Genomic DNA, 19,222 nt, shown 5'->3' on the forward strand with positions numbered 1-19,222 from the left:
TGACGTAACAAAATACGGTCCAGTCGATGGCGATCCGATTGTAGATAAAGAAGAGATTCCGTATGAAACAAAACGTGAATTTGATAAAGATCTAGCGCCTGGTACAGAGAAAGTTGTACAAAAAGGTGAAAATGGAGAAAAAACAATCACAACACCAACAACGAAAAATCCATTAACAAACGAAATAGTGGATAAAGGTACACCAACAGAAGAAATCACAAAAGAAGCAGTGGATGAAATCGTACATTATGGTGGCGAAGAAATTAAACCAGGCCATAAAGATGAATTTGATCCAAACGCACCGAAAGGTAGCAAAGAGGATGTACCAGGTAAACCAGGTATCAAAAATCCAGAAACAGGAGAAACTGTAACACCTCCAGTGGATGGCGTAACAAAATACGGTCCAGTCGATGGCGATCCGATTGTAGATAAAGAAGAGATTCCGTATGAAACAAAACGTGAATTTGATAAAGATCTAGCGCCTGGTACAGAGAAAGTTGTACAAAAAGGTGAAAATGGAGAAAAAACAATCACAACACCAACAACGAAAAATCCATTAACAAACGAAATAGTGGATAAAGGTACACCAACAGAAGAAATCACAAAAGAAGCAGTGGATGAAATCGTACATTATGGTGGCGAAGAAGTACCACAAGGCCATAAAGATGTATTCGATCCAGAAGCACCTAAAGATAGCGTAGAAGAAATTCCTGGTAAACCTGGAGTTAAAAATCCAGATACAAAAGAAGAGGTAACACCTCCGGTGGATGACGTAACAAAATACGGTCCAGTCGATGGCAATCCGATTGTAGATAAAGAAGAGATTCCGTATGAAACAAAACGTAAATTTAATCCAGATTTAGCACCTGGTACAGAAGAAGTCGTACAAAAAGGTGAAAATGGAGAAAAAACAATTACAACACCAACTACGAAAAATCCATTAACAGGAGAAAAAGTAGGCGAAGGTGAACCAACAGAAGAAATCACAAAAGAACCAATTGATGAAATAATTGAGTATGGTCCAGACGCAGACGCTGACGCAGATGCAGATGCTGATTCAGATGCAGACGCTGACGCAGATGCAGATGCTGATTCAGATGCAGACGCAGATGCAGATGCAGACGCTGACTCAGATGCAGACGCTGACTCAGATGCAGACTCAGATGCAGACGCAGATGCAGATTCAGATGCAGACGCTGACTCAGATGCTGATTCAGATTCAGATTCAGATGCAGATGCAGATGCAGACGCTGACTCAGATGCAGACGCTGATTCAGATGCAGACTCAGATGCAGATGCTGACTCAGATGCAGACGCTGACTCAGATGCAGACGCAGATTCAGATGCAGATGCAGATTCAGATGCAGACGCTGATTCAGATGCAGACGCTGATTCAGATGCAGATGCTGACTCAGATGCAGACGCTGACTCAGATGCAGACGCTGACTCAGATGCAGATTCAGATGCAGACGCTGACTCAGATGCAGATGCAGATTCAGATGCAGACGCTGACTCAGATGCAGACGCAGATTCAGATTCAGATGCAGACGCAGATTCAGATGCAGACTCAGATGCAGATGCAGACTCAGATGCAGACGCTGACTCAGATGCAGATGCTGATTCAGATGCAGACGCTGACTCAGATTCAGATGCAGACTCAGATGCAGATGCAGACTCAGATGCAGACGCTGATTCAGATGCAGACGCAGATTCAGATGCAGATGCTGATTCAGATGCTGATTCAGATGCAGATGCTGACTCAGATGCAGATGCTGATTCAGATGCAGATGCTGATTCAGATGCAGATGCAGATGCTGATTCAGATGCAGATGCTGACTCAGATGCAGACGCTGATTCAGATTCAGATGCAGACGCTGACTCAGATGCAGATGCTGATTCAGATGCAGATGCTGACTCAGATGCAGACTCAGATGCAGACTCAGATGCAGACGCTGATTCAGATGCAGATGCTGACTCAGATGCAGACGCTGATTCAGATGCAGATGCTGACTCAGATGCAGACGCTGACTCAGATGCAGATTCAGATGCAGACGCTGACTCAGATGCAGACGCTGACTCAGATGCAGACGCAGATGCAGACGCAGATTCAGATGCAGACGCAGATTCAGATGCAGACGCAGATTCAGATGCAGACGCTGACTCAGATGCAGACGCTGACTCAGATGCAGACGCAGATTCAGATGCAGACGCTGACTCAGATGCAGACGCAGATTCAGATGCAGACGCTGATTCAGATGCAGATGCTGACTCAGATGCAGATTCAGATGCAGATGCTGACTCAGATGCAGACGCTGACTCAGATGCAGACGCAGATTCAGATGCAGACGCTGATTCAGATGCAGATGCTGATTCAGATGCAGACGCTGACTCAGATGCAGACGCAGATTCAGATGCAGACGCAGATTCAGATGCTGATTCAGATGCTGATTCAGATGCAGATTCAGATGCAGATGCAGATTCAGATGCAGACGCTGACTCAGATGCAGATGCAGATGCAGACGCTGACTCAGATGCAGACGCTGACTCAGATGCAGACGCTGACTCAGATGCAGACGCAGATGCAGATTCAGATGCAGACGCTGATTCAGATGCAGATGCTGACTCAGATGCAGATGCTGACTCAGATGCAGATGCAGATGCAGACAAAGGTCATAATAACAAAGCAGATAAATCAAATAATAACGAATTACCTAATACTGGTAATAATGATCAAAATAATGGCACATTATTTGGTTCATTATTTGCTGCACTTGGAGGATTACTCTTAGTTGGCAGACGTCGTAAAAACGAAAATAATGAAGAAAAATAATAGTTAGACTTCATATTTACACAATGAAATTTAAAACCAGGCCCTTCATGGCCTGGTTTTATTTTAAATACTATGATATGGATTGATAGAAATAAGATAAATAGTTATAAATAAGGAGGAAACTATGGAATTTGAATATAAACTAGAAAAATTATTAACTAAAGTAAATAATAAAACGAAAATTAATAATTATGTTTTTTTAAGTTTGGGTGCCCCTAATATCAAAGCCCAAGTTAAACTATTCAAAAAAACGAATTATCTTAAACAAAATATTTCGAAATTAGCACTTAAATTTAAAAAGAAAACAGGTCAGTTTCCAGAATGGATTAAATTAGATATTGTTACATCCACTGAAAAGGTTCAATTTAATGAATTGAAAAAAGCGTTGATTAATACACGACGAAATTATGTGGATTTTGGTATCGCATTTGATAGTCTATGGAATTTAGTCGTTTTACCTGAAGAAATTAATGCGAATGCTTTTATTCGACCAGATAATACAACTAAAGAACTATTTCTTTCTGATAAAAATATTAATAATTATTTACGTAAATACACGACTAACAAAAAGGCGTTTTCAAGTGAATTTTATAACGGAAAAGAAGTTGTTAAATTTTATACACAAGGCTTCTTTATAGATAATGAAGAAGTATATGAACTATACGACAATGGTTATAGAAAAGGTTTAAGAAAAGTAGCTCATTTGGAGAGTGAAATTGATCAATTAATTGAAAGCAGCACTCATTTCTTACAAAATATGTTGTTAGATAATGGTAAATATATTTATGGGTATTTCCCACATTTTGATAATGAAATTGGGTTCTATAATATACTAAGACATTCATCTTCTACATATGCCTTAATAGAGGGACTAGCATATTTAGGTGAAAGTTTGCAACCTGTTGAAAAAGCAATTGATTATGTTATTTCAAATCAATTACTTGAAGTTGAAGATAAAGCGTATGTCTATGATGATACGGAAGACACTAATGAAATTAAATTGGGACAAAATGCTTCATTTATATTCGCTGTATGTGAATATTTGAAATATGAGAATAACCCTAAATATCTTGAAGCTGCTCAAAAAGTAGCGAACGGTATTCTTTCAATGATTGATGAAGATACATATGAAACGACGCACTTATTGAATTATCCTGATTTAAGTGTTAAAGAAAAATTCAGAATCATTTATTATGATGGCGAAGCAGCTCTTGCTTTGTTGAGACTATATCAAAGAGATAAAAATGATTTATGGTTGAAAACTGTAGAAAATTTAATGGATCGTTTCATTGAAAAAAAATATTGGCAATATCATGATCACTGGTTAGGTTATTGTACAAATGAATTAGTTCAAATTAACCCTCAAGAAAAATATTTTGAATTTGGAATAAAAAATGTGAATACGTATCTAGATTATATTAAAAATCGGGAAACTACTTTCCCAACATTCTTGGAAATGTTAATGGCAACTTATAAATTAATACAGAAAGCTAAGGCAACAGGTTTCGAACATATCGTTCATCATTTAATAGATGAGCAACGACTGATTGATGTGATTTATACAAGGGCAGAGTATCAACGTGTTGGATTTTTCTATCCAGAAGTAGCAATGTATTTTAAAAATCCAAGTCGTATTTTGGGTAGTTTCTTTATCAAACATCATGGATATCGAGTCAGAATTGATGATATTGAACATTATGTTTCAGGTTATGTTCAATTTCAAAAAGCTTTTAAAAAATAAAATATACCCCTTATATTTAGTGAACACATACACTAAATATAAGGGGTATTATTTATTTTCTATATTTTAGTCTTGCGAAAGCATCGTGTTGGTGAATGGATTCTTCGTTTCGACATTCAATGTCAAAGCCATCAATCCAGTCAAAATCTACTAAATCTGCAGCAATTAAACGAATTAAATCTTCAACGAAACGTGGATTTTCATATGCACGTTCTGTTACGCGTTTTTCATCTGGACGTTTTAAAATTGGATAAAGAATAGAGCTTGCATTTGCTTCCATTGCATCTAAAATCTTTTCTTTGTAATCATCTATCATTTCAGAATTTTTATCTAAATACACTTTTACTGTTACAACACCGCGTTGATTATGAGCAGAGTATTCGCTAATTTCTTTAGAGCAAGGACAAAGTGTCGTTACAGTAGCTGTGATGGTAAGTTCTTTACGCGTTACTTGATCTTTATGAATTGCTAAACCGTAAGTAACATCAGCATTACCTACTGCTTTGATATGAGTTACAGGACTATAACGATCAAAGAACCATTTACCTGAAACGTCTACCCCCGCAGCATTTTGTTTCATATTGTCTTGTAATGTACGTAATACTTGATATAGTGTATCGAAATCAAGTTCTAAACCATTATTATAATGTTTCTCAACACTTTCTAAGATACGACTCATGTTAATACCTTTTTCATCTTTATTTAAGCTTGTTGAGAAACTAAATGTACCTGCTGTTTGAAATTGATCAATTTTAACAGGATATACTAAATTTTTAATACCCACTTCTTCAATTTCAAACAAGAAGTTTTTATGTGTACTTTGTAAGTCAGTCATTTCATTTTTAGTTGTAGGTTTTGTACCTTTGATAGGGTCTACTGAACCAAAATGTTTCCAGCGACCTTCTCGAGTAGATAAATCAAATTCAGTCATTCGTTTATTGTACCTCCTCTAATTATTTTAATTGTCGAAACGATACGTCCAATAAGGTTCGACTTCTAGAAAACTTTGTGTTTCTCCGTCAACTTCAGGGCTAGCTAATTGTTTTAAGAAAGGACCTGTTTGAGATTTATGAGCTTCAAACGCCTTTAATTTAATCTCTTTATATTGACTAATGTCATTTAATATATCAGGTTCTCCTAAAATATCCGGTGCATCATTACTGAATGCTACGAGTTGAAGTCTTGGACGCTCTTCTTTAGGCATACGTCCTACTGTTCTTACGACAGCTTCAGCTGTTGCTTCATGGTCTGGATGTACAGCAAATTTTGGATAAAATGAAATAATCACTGATGGATTTGTCTCCTCAATCAATGTTTTTACCATATCATCCATTTGCTCATGTGGCTCAAATTCTACTGTTTTATCTCTTAAACCCATTTTACGTAAATCAGTAATACCAATCACTTTCATAGCATCTTCTAATTCTTTTTCGCGAATATAAGGTAGTGACTCTCTTGTAGCAAAAGGGGGATTGCCTAAATTACGTCCCATTTGTCCTAATGTGAGACAGGCATAAGTGACAGGCACCCCGTTTTCGATATAACTTGCGATTGTCCCAGCAGATGAGAAGGTTTCATCATCGGGATGTGGAAATATCATTAGTACATGTCTTTCATCTTTCATGAATCTTCCTCCTCTATACTGTGAATGGCTGTTCACTGATTTCAATCGTTGCAGCCAATTGTCCTTCGTAATTAAATCCAGCTATTAAAAATTCATTATTATCATTGATTTCATAGTGAGTCAGGCCTTGCACATATACCCAACCGCCATCACGAAGTTTCAATCCAACACGAAATGGATCTTTGTCTCCGCCCTTTAGTTGCGCATGTTCATATGTGACTTGTATATTTCGTAAAAACGTACCTGCATTAAACACACGTTGATCAAAATGGTTAGCATATGCACCATTCGTCGTTTCAACATGCAAATAGACAGGTTTGTTTTCAAATGTAGTTAATAATCGTTGTACTTCTTCAGCTTTAATGGGTTCCAACACGTTCACTCCTTGCAACCATACAATGTGTGTATCTATCTATTTTACTAAAAAGAACGACTGAATTGTATATCTATGCTCAATTTATTTATAAATGAAGGAAAATAATTCGAAGTGATTTAAATGTTTAAAAATATTTAACACGGGTATCTATACTACTATGAATATGATACGAAAGGATGTTTGTAATGGAATTACAATTAGCAATCGATTTATTAAATAAAGAAGAAGCAGCAAAATTAGCTAAAAAAGTTGAAGAATATGTGGATATCGTAGAAATTGGTACACCTATCGTTATTAATGAAGGATTACCAGCTGTTCAACATTTAAATGAAAATATCAATAATGCGAAAGTGTTAGCTGATTTAAAAATTATGGATGCAGCAGACTATGAAGTAAGCCAAGCTATTAAATTTGGCGCAGATGTTGTGACTATCTTAGGTGTTGCAGAAGATGCTTCAATTAAAGGTGCGGTTGAAGAAGCACATAAACATGGTAAACAATTGTTAGTTGATATGATTGCTGTACAAGATTTAGAAAAACGTGCGAAAGAATTAGATGAAATGGGCGCTGATTATATCGCTGTTCATACTGGTTATGATTTACAAGCTGAAGGACAATCTCCATTAGAAAGCTTACGTACAGTTAAATCAGTCATTAAAAATTCTAAAGTAGCCGTAGCTGGTGGTATTAAACCTGAAACAATTAAAGACATTGTAGCAGAAGAACCTGACTTAGTTATTGTTGGTGGCGGTATTGCTAACGCAGATGATCCTGTAGAAGCAGCTAAACAATGTCGTGAAGCGATTGAAGGTAAATAAAATGCCAACTTTTAATAATTACCATTTAATATTAGAAGAGATTAATCATACGTTATCTCATCTAGATGATAATGATTATGGACGTTTTGCAAATGAAGTTGTTGGCGCATCTCGTATCTTTACAGCTGGTAAAGGTCGCTCTGGATATGTTGCTAATAGCTTTGCAATGCGTTTGAACCAACTAGGAAAAGATGCATCTGCAATAGGTGAAGCAACAACGCCATCTATTAAAGAGCATGATTTATTAATGATTATTTCCGGTTCTGGATCAACAGAACACCTAAGATTATTGGCTGAAAAGGCACATTCAGTTGGTGCTAAAATTGCTTTAATAACAACTAAAAAAGAATCTAAAATTGGCGATGTCGCTGATACAGTGATTGCTTTACCTGCAGGAACTAAACATGAAGCAGAAGGCTCTGAACAGCCGTTAGGTAGTCTATTTGAACAATCTTCACTCATCTTTTTAGATAGTGTCGTGATTGGATTAATGGATGCCTTTAATATTAATGAAGAAGCAATGCAAGACAATCATGCTAATTTAGAATAAATTAGTATGATTAAGAGAGTAGGGATTTCTAATTTAGAAATCCCTATTTTTGTGTATCATTTTAATAAAATCAACCATAAATATATATACAATAAAAAAAGATATATAATAAATAGTGAATTATGGAATTGTAAAAATGTAATAATTTAATGATTAAGATGCATAATACATATTATGTTAAAATATACCAATTACATTAAATATTAATGACACATTTTAATTTTATAAGGTAGGAATTTTATGATGGTGTTTAATAAAAAGCGTATTGAGGAGATATTAGAAGGTCATTGGGTGAATGAACCTTCAGAAAGCTGGCAAGTTAATAATGTTGTAGCAAGTTATGATCAAGCACGTGAAGATTATCGTCATCAACGACAATTATTATTTATTGCAATAGATAATGATACTTGGAATACGCATATCAAAGATACAGAAGATTAGAGTGATACGCATAATACCATTTTACATGTTTTGCCATATATTTCAGGTATTATCGTAAAAACTCCAATTCCTCAGCTTAATGAAGACATTCTTCAATTCGTGGTACAAGATACTTATGATGCACTAAATAAATTAGTACTTACTTCATATGATACGTCTGATGCTACTTTAATCGCTACTGTTGGTACGAATAATAAGGGCATTTATGTGATTAATGCATTATTTGAAGAACTACTATTAAAAAATAAGAATCAAATAGTAATTAAGAAAAAAGAGCTTGTAAGTCTTAACATGTTAATAGCTTTAGCAAGTACATCTGAACACACAGAGTATATTATTTCTAATGCAAGCAATCGTGCATTAATATCAAATCCACAGCAATTTGATAAGTATATTCCAGATATTTCTATTATTTCTTCTATAGAAGAAACAAAAAATCAAACAATAGATAATAATGTAGAATTATACACTTGACTCCTTGAAAATATGTTTGTTGATAGCATTGTTGTTTTAGATGGTGATAGTGAGGGTGTTGAAAAAATTTATTCTAAAATAGAAAGATTAAAATTAAATAAAATTACTTATGGAATTATTCCTAATTCAGATGTTTTTATTATGAGAAATAGGCAGTTAGGAGAATATTCACAAATTAAAGCAAAGATTATAGGAGAAAATTTAGATTTTCAAACTAAACTAACGGTCTAGATAATTTACGGTACATACTTAGTGGGCTTGCCACTCTAAAAATATTACATATACCTCTTTATATGGTAGTAAATCATTTGAAAAATTTTATACCATTAGAAGATCATCAACAAGCTACTCAGTACAACGCATTTAATGGAGATATTTATAATATTGTAGACAGCGATGCTCTACCAACTATAGAGGGAATGGTTGATTTATTAAGCATGTTACATAAACAACGTATTATTTCAAATGGGAGAACTATTGTCATTATTGGGGGTATTTCCGGACTAACTATGGAAAATGAAGAGAGTCAATATCAAGTATTAGCAGAAGAAATACTTCAATCTGATATTGATTTAGTCATTGGATTTGGGGAGGAAATGTCATACTGCTTAAAATATTTGCCTGAAATAAAAGTAGTAGGGGTATATACATCTGTTAATCAATTGGCACAAGTAACAGCGGCTATTTTAAAAAATGAGGATAATATTTTAATTAAAGGTAATGAGTCTTCAAAAGAATGGTCATTATTACAAGATTTAATTATTAAATATGCGACACAGCCTATTGAACCTTTAAATATTAAAGATGTTATGCCTCCTAGTGAGGGATATGGTGCAGCGACTTTTAATATGAAAACAGGAGAAAAGGTTGCTCAATATGGTAATCAATATGTGACTCAAAATCAAAGTGCAGGTAATTTATTAATTATACATCGTGTATTAAACTTATTATTTACTGAAAAATTAAACCGAAGTCAAACCTTCACACCAGATCCAGATAATGAAGCAATTACTGCAAGCCAACTAAAAAATGCTATTCCTCTTAAAAAAATGACGAAGTTACTTTGGAACACCTTTTATCAGCAGCAATCATTAATGACGCTTCTAATGCATTAATTATGTTGGCAAATAGTGTATTAGGTCTAGTGAAAATGGTTAAAAGCATAGTAAATGATTTAGGTATAAACAGTTCTATTGCAGAAAATATTACTGGTGAACCAGTAGAAGGTAGACTTCAAAAATTAACTTTAGATAACTTGTTTATGATAGGTAACTTATTGTTTACGAATTATCCAGCTGTAAGAGATATACTATCTCTTTCTAGTTATACATTTAAAAATGGCACATATAGAACAAAAAGTAATTTATATGATTATGGATTAATTACGCATGGATTATTCTATGGTGTCAATGATTCTATTGGTATTGTTCGTTCAAAAATTAATGGAGAAACCTATATTACTGTTGCTTTAGGAATTAGAAGTGCATTCCATAGAGATGCTATGATATATCAAACATTATCTAAAATAATGAATTCTGATATTCAAAAAACAAAATTAGAAAATATTAGAAAAATAAGAAAATCGACTTATAAAATAAATTTATTAGACGATACTTATTTTACTGATTCATATGTGAATCGTACAAATGATGAAAGCTTAAATAACTTTTTAATACATGGGACTCCATCGCATAGTTTTAAGGAGATTAGACCATTACTAGAAGGAGCGGACTTCAATATATGTATGTTAGAAACACCAATATTTAATATTGAAAACACATGCTTAGAGCAGCGTTTAAAAGATGTAAGATATTCTAATGAAAAAATACGCTTGAAATATTAAAACAAGAGGATATTGATTTAGTTTCATTAGCAAGTCCACATATACTGGATAGTGAAGAAAAATTAGATTGTACGTTAGAGTTATTAGAAGCATATGATATCTATAATATTAGTTCAAAAAATAAACAGATTGATGCTGAAAACCCATTCGTTATTTATGTTAATAATCAAAGGTATATGATTTTTAATGCGCACTTTTATCAGTCTGATAATTATTGTTTTTTAGTCGTTATGCTATAATAAATGAGAATGGTATTGCATGTTTAAATTCATTTATCTATGAGCGGATGAGCATAGCAAAACGAGAAGATGAAACAACCAAAATCATCGTTATTGCTCATTGAGGAGTAAAAACCCAGACTAATGAAAATGATATAAGACAACATATTCTTGCTCAAAGATTAAGTAAAGCAGGCGCAGATATTATCATTGGACATGGTGGTCGTGATATGAAAGGTATTGAATAAATAAACCAAACAACAGTGCTTTATGATATAGGTGTGTGTATCTTTAATAGTGATGATGATACAAGAGAAACTATACAACCTCCGTATAGTTTAATAACGCAAGTTAATGTGAATCCTAATCATACAATTGAATTGAAACTTTATCCGATTTATACGAATAATCATGCAACACTATGCCAACCAAGATTTGTTGACAAAAAAGATTTAATCATTGTTATACTCTACTGAAAAAATACGGAATGTTACCTAATATATCTATGAACATGACAATCAATACTATTTTAATATTTTTATATAAATAAATTATAAAATTTAGAGAGGAGAGAACTTATGATTTATGATAAAGAACGAATTGAACAATTACTAGAAGGTTACTGGTATCGAGAACCAAAAGAAGAGTGGTACGTTGATAATATAGATATTAATAAACAACAAATGATGAAATATTGTCAAAAAGGTTATAAAACTTTATTTATAGCTATTGATTCAGAAACATGGCATAAAGGATCTGGAAATACTGGCGTTTATGCTGGATGGGAAGATACACATAACAATTTAGAAGAATACAAATATTTTATGAGTGGCGTAATAGCCAGTAGACCGATTGAATATTTAGATGAAGATATTCCACAATTTATTATGAAAGATACCTATAGTGCAATAAAAAAACTAGGGGAATTTTCATTTTCCTTATTTAAAGGAAAAATGATAGGAATTACTGGTACCGCTGGTAAATCTACATGTAAAACTTTACTAAATGAATTGTTAGAAGTGAATCATACAGTTAATTCCACTAGAGGGAATCATAATACAAGAACTGGAGTGCCTCTTACGGTTGCTAATGCGATTAACAACCCTGATTATTTAGTTCTTGAAATGGCAATATCGAGTTTATGGATGAAAAGCGGAGGAATAGCAAAAACATATATTCCAGATTTAGCATTAATAACGTCAATAGATGGTGGACAAAATAAAACACCATATGAAACAGCTATTCTAAAGTCTAAAATCGCTGAAGGTATGCATCATAATGGGAAAGTAATATTAAATAGAGATATGAATGAATATTTCACTGTTAAAAGTACGATAGAAAAATATAATAAGAATATAGTGACTTATGGTTTTAATAATGAGTCAGACTCGATTATTGAAAGGTTTGAGGAGTATAAAGACTATACTCATGTTGAAGCTTCTATATTAGGTGAACCAGTATCATTTAACACTTTTCTATCTGGTAAAGCAATGATTGAGAATATTATTGGTGTTTTGACGATAATAAAATTATTAGATATCCCACTTGAAAGTATTATGTATAAATTAGAAAATTATCAACCTAACAATGGTGTACAAAATTTTGAGCATTACAAAAAAAATAATAGTGTTACATATACGTTAATTAATGATTCATGGAATGCAATGGGAATATCAATGCTTGAAGGTATTAAAGTTTTAAAAACTAAATCTCGTTTTTATAAAGGTAAAACTATTGCGATTTTAGGTAGAATAATTGGATTAGATAAGAATGAAAAAGAAGCAAAACGCCAACATGAGCTTATTGCGGAAGAACTAATTAATTCAAATATTGATTTAGTTTATGGGCATGGTAAAGAAATGAAGTATACTATGAAAAAATTACCTAAACGTATGATAGGTGGATATTATGAAAGTGCAGAGCTACTAGCATACGAAGTTGCTAATATTATAGAAGATGATGATTTAATATTAATTAAAGGATCAGTAAGAAATAGTAATTTTAAAAATGTAAAAAAACATCTCATTTTATATGCTAATTCAAATACTACCCATAAAGTTAATGCACATAAAGGTTCTAGTAAAGGTTACGGAGTAGCAACTTTTAGTGTAAAAACAAATGAGAAAGTTGCTTATATCGGGAATCAAGATGTAATTCAAAACCAAGGATTAGGTGGTATTTTAATTATTCATCATGTTCTTGATTTAATTTTCTCAAAAAAATTATCACTTAGTGATATATATAAGCCTGACAAACAAGCAATTAGAGAAAGTAAAAAGCCAAGGTCAATTCCATTAAATGAAAAAGATGAAATTACTTTAAATCAACTATTGACTTCAGCTATTGTTACTGCCTCGCCGAATGCTATTTTAATGCTAGCAAATACAGTTATAGGAAGTAATAGTGGTAGTTTGAAATATATAAAAGAAACTACTAAAGAAATAGGAGCAAATCCGAGAAGTGCACTGAATATAACGGGAAGAAGAATAAGTAATAAGATACAAGAATTAAGTTTGAATGATTTATATTTAGCAAGTAAATTATTATTTAATAAATATCCTTTTATTAAAGATATGCTAACAAAAAATAATTATGTGTTCAAAGATAAGTTTTATAAATCTGAATCTAATTTGTTTAATTATGGAATGATTACGCATGGTTTCTTCTACGGTCAAGATCACTCTATCGGTACAGTATTGTCTAAAATAAATGGTGAAGAATATATTACAGTCGTGTTAGGTGCTAAAGATGCGTTTCATAGAGATGAATTAATTTATAATTCAATTATGCAAGTTATACAGGGAAATCCTAAACATACTAAACGTGATTCGATTCGTAAGAAACGTAAATCACCATTTGAAATGAACATTATCGGGGATACTTATTTTGGTGAGTATTACACTAAAAAACGCCAAGCAAAAGATATCGATGATGCATTAACATCTAAAGGTCGACATTACAGTTTTGATGGTATTCGTGATTTCTTAAAAACAGGAGATTTTAATATATGTAATTTCGAGGCAGCGATTTCTGATGATGATAATGCTTATTTAAGACAACGTAAACCTTATGTTTTACATGCTTCTGAGGAAGAAACAGCTCGTGCTTTAAAAAAAGAATATATTCATTTAGCCACGCTTGCTAATAATCATTTAATGGACTGTAACGTAGAAGGATTAAACCGAACAATTAAACAGTTTGAAGCAGAGAACCTATATACAATAGGTGCTGGAAATACTCAAGAAGAAGCAGAAAAGCCTTTTGTACTTAACTATAATGGTCAAAAATATACAATATTTAATGCATATTGGTATCGACGTCCTATGTATAGAGAATACGATTTTTATGCAATAGGAAATAAACCCGGTGTTGCTTGTATTAATCCTTCTTTGTATAAGCAAATTTCTAAAGTGAAAGAAGAAGGTGCTAAAGTGATTGTCATTGCTCACTGGGGTGTCGACTTTAGTAAAGTTCAGATAAAACAACGGGAATATGCACAGTTATTAGAAGAAGCGGGAGCAGATTTAATTATTGGTCACGGTGCACATATGATGCAAAGTATTGAGAAAATTAATGGAACTACTGTAGTGTATAGTATCGGCAACGGAATATTCAATAGTAATGGAGAATATGATCAACGTTTTGTACCTCCATACAGTTTTATTGCACGTCTTACTATCACTCCTGAAAATGACTTATCCTTGAAACTTTATCCAATTTATAGCAATAATAAAGAAACATTTTGGCAACCACGTTTTTTAACTGAAGATGAGTTTAAACATTGTAGTCAAATGCTTAAACAATACGGTTCAATTGAAACTATTAAAAAAGGTTATGACCAACATTATTATTACGATATACCGCTTTGATGAAACAACACTCTAATTATTAGTTAAAAGAACTAATAGTTAGAGTGATTTTTTTATGTGTTATTTTTCATATAATGTTAATATAATAATTAATCCAGTTAACATTTAGAGAGGGTCATATGTTAGAAATACTAAATAAATTAAATCACTATTCAATAGAACAACCAGATATGATTGCACTATCATTCGAAGAAGATGTATTGACATATCAACAACTTTATACAGAAATACAGCAATTAAAATCAGTCTTCATGCATTTACCGAAAGGGTCCCGAGTAGGATTGTTAAGTAAAAGTCCTTTACATAATATGTTGAATTATTTTGCAATATTAGAACAAGGAAGTATTCCATGTTTTCTAGATGACCAATGGTCTGAAGTAACAATTCATCAACTGATTGAAACGTATCATATTGACTATCTTATTGATGAACAGCATAGACTGACAAAGACAAAGTCTTCTGAAACATATCCAACATATTTAAATGAGCAGTCACAAGTCCATCAACTATTACATATTGGTTTTACATCTGGGACAACAGGGTTACCTAAAGCATATTATCGAAATGAGCCATCTTGGCTTGCGTCATACAAAGAAAATGAAAAGCTACTTCGTCATAAAGAAAACATACTTGTAGCACCGGGACCACTTGCACATTCATTGTCTTTATACACTTGTATTTATGCGTTATATACAGGGAGAACATTTATTGGACAAACCCGTTTTAATGCGACTAAGCTCGTTAGCAAAATGAAACAACAAACAACAAATAGCGCATTATTTCTCGTTCCAACAATGCTACATGCAATAACAAAAATAAATCACGATCACCTACATTTAACAACTATTTTAAGTAGTGGCGCGAAACTTTCTTCTTCGTTGTTTAAGCGTATAGCCGAAACATTTCAGCATGCTAATATTATTGAATTTTTTGGAACGTCAGAAGCAAGTTTTATTAGTTATAACATTAACCGTAAAGCTTCTGTTGATTCAGTGGGATACATATTTCAAAATGTAACGATTGGTTTAGAGGAAAAAGACAATAATCATATAGGGTTATTAAATGTAAAAAGTAATATGATATTCTCTGGGTATGTAAATCAATCTGTCATATTACCTGAAACATGGATTAAAACAGGTGATTACGCTTATATAAAAGATAATCAATTGTATTTAGTAAGTCGTCAAAATGAACGATTAATTATTGGAGGTAAAAATGTTTATCCTCAAGTTATTGAACAAATGATAAAAAATATTGATGGAGTAGAAGAAGTAATTGTTATAGGAGAACCGCATCCACGTTTTGGTGAAATAGCGGTTTTACTATATACAGGATCGATAGAACTTAAGTACCAAACTGTGCGACAACATATTATGAAAGTTCTATCACGATATGATGTACCTTCCAAATTGATAAAAGTAGACAGGATGAAATATACCCAAAGTGGCAAAGTTGCTCGAAATAAGATGTGTACTGCCTATGTAAAAGGAGACTTTAAATTATGAACCAACCGGTTATTGTATGGGCGAAGCGTACACCTTTTGGCAAATACGGTGGGAAATTGAAACATTTAGAACCCGAAACATTACTCATGCCCTTATTTGAAGAAATGAATTCAATTTTTCCTAAAATAATACCTCATATAGATGATGTAGTGATTGGAAATATCGTAGGCAATGGTGGAAATATTGCCCGTAAAGCCTTATTAGAAGCAGGTCTAGCTGAGAGCATTCCAGGTGTTACAATGGACCGTCAATGTGGCTCAGGGTTAGAAAGTATTATATATGCATGTCGAATGATTCAAGCGGGTGCAGGTCATATTTATATAGCTGGAGGAGTAGAAAGTACAAGTCGTGCTCCTTGGAAGATTAAACGCCCTCAATCAGTGTATGATACCCAATTACCAGAATTTTATGAGCGTGCCTCTTTTGCACCAAAAGGTCAAGATCCAAGTATGATAGAGGCGGCTGAAAATGTTGCGCAATATTATCATATTACGCGTAAACAACAAGATGCCTTTGCGATACGTAGTCATCATCTCACACATCAATATTATGAGAATGGAAGTATAAGTGATGAAATCGTACCTTTAAACATCAAAGGTCATTTATTTGATAAAGATGAAAGTATTAAGCCAACACTTACTGAACAACGATTAAATCGATTACGTCCTATACTAGCTAACGGAACAGTAACGGTTGGAAATAGTTGCATGAAAAATGACGGCGCTGCGCTTGCACTCGTTATGAATCAAGAAACGGCATTACAATACGGAATATCAGAGGGAATGATGTTTACAGATGCAGTGACAATAGGTGTCAATCCGAAACGACTCGGTATTGGACCAGTGCCTGCCGTAACAAAATTACTTAAAAAACAAAATTTAAAAATAAGTGACATTGATGCAATAGAACTTAATGAGGCATTTAGTTCACAAGTTTTAGCTTCAATTCAAGAGTTAAAATTAAATATTAATCAAGTCAATCAGTGGGGTGGAGCCATTGCGTCTGGTCATCCTTATAGCGCAAGTGGCGTAGCGTTAATCACTAGGTTATTAAATATGACACATTGGAAGCGGGGAGTTGCTACGATGGGGATTGGAGGAGGAATGGGGAATGCGATACTCTTCGAACGATGGAGCTTGTGAGAAAATAGAAATATATTTTAATGAACAAGAAGTAAGAGCGTATTGCGAAGTAGTTGAAAGAACGTATAAAGGTGTGGTGCCTTTACTCATGTGTGCAAACGTCTGGCCAAAATTTAAGTTGTTTCAAAAGTTTGAACAAGAACATATTCTTCTTGTGCGAACAACATGTGAAGAATTTGAACCATTAAAATGTAGGCTAAAATACGAGGCGTACTTAACACATAAAAGTACGAAAAAGTTTAAAACATATATCCAATATATCTACGAGTTAAAAATATATAAAGATAATAGACAATGTATATTTATTAGGCAAACGTTTATAAAAAAGGAGGTAAATGATGAAGTTTAGTCATGATAAAGTAAGTCATTACCTTCGACTTGTTAATGATAAAAATGAGCTTCATTCAACCATTGTTCCTGGTCAACTGGTAGTGGATTGTGTATTAGCGTATTTTCAAATAGAGTGGACACAATTTAATGTTAAGTATAAAAGGACTATAGATATAGATGAAGAAGTGACCTTCAAAAAAGTGAGTCATAATGAAATAAACGTCTTTGGTTTAAATGGTGAAGAAAAAATAGTTATTACTAAAAAAAGTAATCATACTGATTTATAATTATTTATTTAATCGTTGATAACCCATCATAGGTGTTAAAAAAGAAACAATATTATAAAGATATAGCATTAATGTTAGTATAACTTAAAGTTTCTCTCTAAGTTTCCAAAAGGGGACATTCTTGGCTAACATTAACGCTATTTTATTAGGGTGAGCTTTTGAATAATTAATGACTTTTTAAAGTTTTGAGTATTAGGGGCATCTTAACTTTAAAAAAGATTTTGAAATATTCGTTTGTTTTCGTATTCAATTACGAAAAACACTTTTTAATTTTTGAAATGTGATGAATAACTTAATTCATGTTATCAACGTCACTTTCTAGTAGAGAGAGAAATTTATAGATGTCATTTTTACTAAACGTTTCATCGAATTTTACCGTAATCGTCTTGAAGGTCTTTGTAATGATTTCGTATATTGGGATACCGTTTTCTATATTTTGCTTGTAGATAATCATGTTGTTAATTCCTCCTTTGTCTCTCTACACTTAATATAGTAATGGATTTGATTATAAAAAACATGAGTCTATGGTACTAACTTTTACTGCAACGGACTGTGTAGAGCATACTACGACTAAATACCTAGAAGATAATGAAGATATAAGAAAAGCTTTTAATCCTAGTGTGACCAAACTATCATACACAAGATTAAAAGCTTTAGAAGTGCTTATATTTCTTTAAAAATGCAGTACAGACAGTAGCTGATTGAATTGAAAGTATGCTGATGAGTTTCTTTCAACTCTAATGCTGGGGCCCCGACAAAGAGACTTTCAAAAAGAAAGTCAACGATCAACGCGAGTTGGGGTGTCGGGGAAGGACAATGACGTCTAATTAAGGACTACAAAAGACTAGTGTCTTTTGCATAAGAAGTACTAGCATTTTTTTCAAAAATGCAGTACAGACAGTAGCTGATTGAATTGAAAGTGCGCTGATGAGCTTCTTTCAACTCTAATGCTAGGGCCCCGACAAAGAGACTTTCAAAAAGAAAGTCAACGATGAACGCGAGTTGGGGCGTCGGGGAAGGACAATGAAATCTAATTAAGGATTACAAAAGACTAGTGTCTTTTGCATAAGAAGTACTAGCATTTTTTTCAAAAATGCAGTACAGACAGTAGCTGATTGAATTGAAAGTGCGCTGATTAGCTTCTTTCAACTCTAATGCTGGGGCCCCGACAAAG

General features: G+C 33.2%; 18 protein-coding genes. 14 read left to right on the forward strand and 4 right to left on the reverse strand.

Features of this window, described 5'->3' with window-relative positions:
• Positions 1–2,830, forward strand: a 2,830-nt coding sequence (locus BDW31_RS12780) for an E domain-containing protein (RefSeq protein ID WP_181414824.1), incomplete at its 5' end; no start/stop codon positions are given.
• Between the two features lie 124 nt (positions 2,831–2,954).
• Positions 2,955–4,571 carry a hypothetical protein gene (locus BDW31_RS10140; RefSeq protein WP_053026388.1) on the forward strand — a complete coding sequence of 539 codons (1,617 nt, stop codon included), beginning with the start codon at positions 2,955–2,957 and terminating at the stop codon, positions 4,569–4,571.
• 52 nt (positions 4,572–4,623) lie between these two features.
• On the opposite strand, the gene folE2 is transcribed toward BDW31_RS10140, so the two are convergent.
• Genes folE2 through BDW31_RS10155 form a run of 3 tightly spaced genes read right to left on the reverse strand, consistent with a single transcriptional unit; the run spans position 4,624 to position 6,571 of the window.
• Positions 4,624–5,502 carry a GTP cyclohydrolase FolE2 gene (folE2, locus tag BDW31_RS10145; RefSeq protein ID WP_019834867.1) on the reverse strand — a complete coding sequence of 293 codons (879 nt, stop codon included), beginning with the start codon at positions 5,500–5,502 and terminating at the stop codon, positions 4,624–4,626.
• A 27-nt stretch (positions 5,503–5,529) separates the two neighbouring features.
• Entirely contained in the window at positions 5,530–6,195 is a 666-nt protein-coding gene (gene bshB2, locus BDW31_RS10150; protein ID WP_066032102.1) for a bacillithiol biosynthesis deacetylase BshB2, read from the reverse strand.
• Positions 6,196–6,208: 13 nt separating this feature from the next.
• A complete protein-coding gene (locus BDW31_RS10155) occupies positions 6,209–6,571 on the reverse strand; it encodes a YojF family protein (RefSeq protein ID WP_002488035.1) in 363 nt (120 codons plus the stop codon).
• A gap of 185 nt (positions 6,572–6,756) precedes the next feature.
• Here BDW31_RS10155 and hxlA point away from each other — a divergent pair, with 185 nt between their 5' ends.
• The 12 genes from hxlA (at position 6,757) to BDW31_RS10225 (ending at position 18,048) form a co-directional block, all read left to right on the forward strand.
• Positions 6,757–7,389 (forward strand): 3-hexulose-6-phosphate synthase, encoded by a 633-nt coding sequence (gene hxlA, locus BDW31_RS10160; RefSeq protein ID WP_019834869.1) that lies wholly within the window; start codon positions 6,757–6,759, stop codon positions 7,387–7,389.
• Between the two features lies 1 nt (position 7,390).
• Entirely contained in the window at positions 7,391–7,939 is a 549-nt protein-coding gene (gene hxlB, locus BDW31_RS10165; protein WP_066032103.1) for a 6-phospho-3-hexuloisomerase, read from the forward strand.
• A 240-nt stretch (positions 7,940–8,179) separates the two neighbouring features.
• A complete protein-coding gene (locus BDW31_RS10170) occupies positions 8,180–8,380 on the forward strand; it encodes a hypothetical protein (protein WP_053026385.1) in 201 nt (66 codons plus the stop codon).
• A gap of 99 nt (positions 8,381–8,479) precedes the next feature.
• Complete coding sequence (locus BDW31_RS10175; protein WP_131566080.1) at positions 8,480–8,854, forward strand: hypothetical protein; 375 nt, start codon at positions 8,480–8,482, stop codon at positions 8,852–8,854.
• A gap of 12 nt (positions 8,855–8,866) precedes the next feature.
• A complete protein-coding gene (locus tag BDW31_RS10180) occupies positions 8,867–9,085 on the forward strand; it encodes a hypothetical protein (protein WP_053026383.1) in 219 nt (72 codons plus the stop codon).
• Between the two features lie 77 nt (positions 9,086–9,162).
• Complete coding sequence (locus BDW31_RS12785) at positions 9,163–9,969, forward strand: hypothetical protein (RefSeq protein ID WP_240557274.1); 807 nt, start codon at positions 9,163–9,165, stop codon at positions 9,967–9,969.
• Complete coding sequence (locus tag BDW31_RS10195) at positions 9,918–10,697, forward strand: hypothetical protein (protein ID WP_053026382.1); 780 nt, start codon at positions 9,918–9,920, stop codon at positions 10,695–10,697. The genes BDW31_RS12785 and BDW31_RS10195 overlap by 52 nt, the downstream gene beginning before the upstream one ends.
• Before the next feature lie 44 nt (positions 10,698–10,741).
• Positions 10,742–10,936, forward strand: coding sequence for a hypothetical protein (locus BDW31_RS12960; protein WP_353956384.1), 195 nt, complete (start codon positions 10,742–10,744; stop codon positions 10,934–10,936).
• A 557-nt stretch (positions 10,937–11,493) separates the two neighbouring features.
• Entirely contained in the window at positions 11,494–14,784 is a 3,291-nt protein-coding gene (locus tag BDW31_RS10205; protein WP_019834872.1) for a CapA family protein, read from the forward strand.
• Positions 14,785–14,903: 119 nt separating this feature from the next.
• On the forward strand, positions 14,904–16,289 hold the full coding sequence (locus BDW31_RS10210; RefSeq protein ID WP_110709617.1) for an AMP-binding protein: 1,386 nt from the start codon (positions 14,904–14,906) through the stop codon (positions 16,287–16,289).
• Positions 16,286–17,431, forward strand: a complete 1,146-nt coding sequence (locus BDW31_RS10215) for a thiolase family protein (RefSeq protein ID WP_069723781.1) — start codon at positions 16,286–16,288, stop codon at positions 17,429–17,431. Before BDW31_RS10210 ends, BDW31_RS10215 begins: the two co-directional genes overlap by 4 nt.
• Before the next feature lie 338 nt (positions 17,432–17,769).
• Positions 17,770–18,048: a hypothetical protein gene (locus BDW31_RS10225; protein WP_002488040.1), complete on the forward strand. Its 279-nt coding sequence runs from the start codon at positions 17,770–17,772 to the stop codon at positions 18,046–18,048.
• Between the two features lie 292 nt (positions 18,049–18,340).
• Here the strand turns inward: BDW31_RS10225 and vraX are convergent, their stop codons facing one another.
• Positions 18,341–18,502, reverse strand: coding sequence for a C1q-binding complement inhibitor VraX (gene vraX / locus BDW31_RS12530; RefSeq protein WP_016931404.1), 162 nt, complete (start codon positions 18,500–18,502; stop codon positions 18,341–18,343).
• Between the last annotated feature and the right edge of the window lie 720 nt (positions 18,503–19,222).

Origin of the sequence: Staphylococcus sp. AtHG25 (genome assembly GCF_003217445.1) — a bacterium.
GTDB classification, from domain to species: domain Bacteria; phylum Bacillota; class Bacilli; order Staphylococcales; family Staphylococcaceae; genus Staphylococcus; species Staphylococcus haemolyticus.

What these genes read in the sequence shown, in the direction of transcription:
- hxlB (WP_066032103.1), top strand. Translation starts at nt 7,391, where the DNA reads ATGCCAACTTTTAATAATTACCATTTAATATTAGAAGAGATTAATCAT.
- folE2 (WP_019834867.1), bottom strand. Translation starts at nt 5,502, where the DNA reads ATGACTGAATTTGATTTATCTACTCGAGAAGGTCGCTGGAAACATTTT.
- BDW31_RS10170 (WP_053026385.1), top strand. Translation starts at nt 8,180, where the DNA reads ATGATGGTGTTTAATAAAAAGCGTATTGAGGAGATATTAGAAGGTCAT.
- BDW31_RS10180 (WP_053026383.1), top strand. Translation starts at nt 8,867, where the DNA reads ATGTTTGTTGATAGCATTGTTGTTTTAGATGGTGATAGTGAGGGTGTT.
- BDW31_RS10140 (WP_053026388.1), top strand. Translation starts at nt 2,955, where the DNA reads ATGGAATTTGAATATAAACTAGAAAAATTATTAACTAAAGTAAATAAT.
- BDW31_RS10205 (WP_019834872.1), top strand. Translation starts at nt 11,494, where the DNA reads ATGATTTATGATAAAGAACGAATTGAACAATTACTAGAAGGTTACTGG.
- BDW31_RS10215 (WP_069723781.1), top strand. Translation starts at nt 16,286, where the DNA reads ATGAACCAACCGGTTATTGTATGGGCGAAGCGTACACCTTTTGGCAAA.
- BDW31_RS10225 (WP_002488040.1), top strand. Translation starts at nt 17,770, where the DNA reads ATGAAGTTTAGTCATGATAAAGTAAGTCATTACCTTCGACTTGTTAAT.
- BDW31_RS10210 (WP_110709617.1), top strand. Translation starts at nt 14,904, where the DNA reads ATGTTAGAAATACTAAATAAATTAAATCACTATTCAATAGAACAACCA.
- vraX (WP_016931404.1), bottom strand. Translation starts at nt 18,502, where the DNA reads ATGATTATCTACAAGCAAAATATAGAAAACGGTATCCCAATATACGAA.
- hxlA (WP_019834869.1), top strand. Translation starts at nt 6,757, where the DNA reads ATGGAATTACAATTAGCAATCGATTTATTAAATAAAGAAGAAGCAGCA.
- bshB2 (WP_066032102.1), bottom strand. Translation starts at nt 6,195, where the DNA reads ATGAAAGATGAAAGACATGTACTAATGATATTTCCACATCCCGATGAT.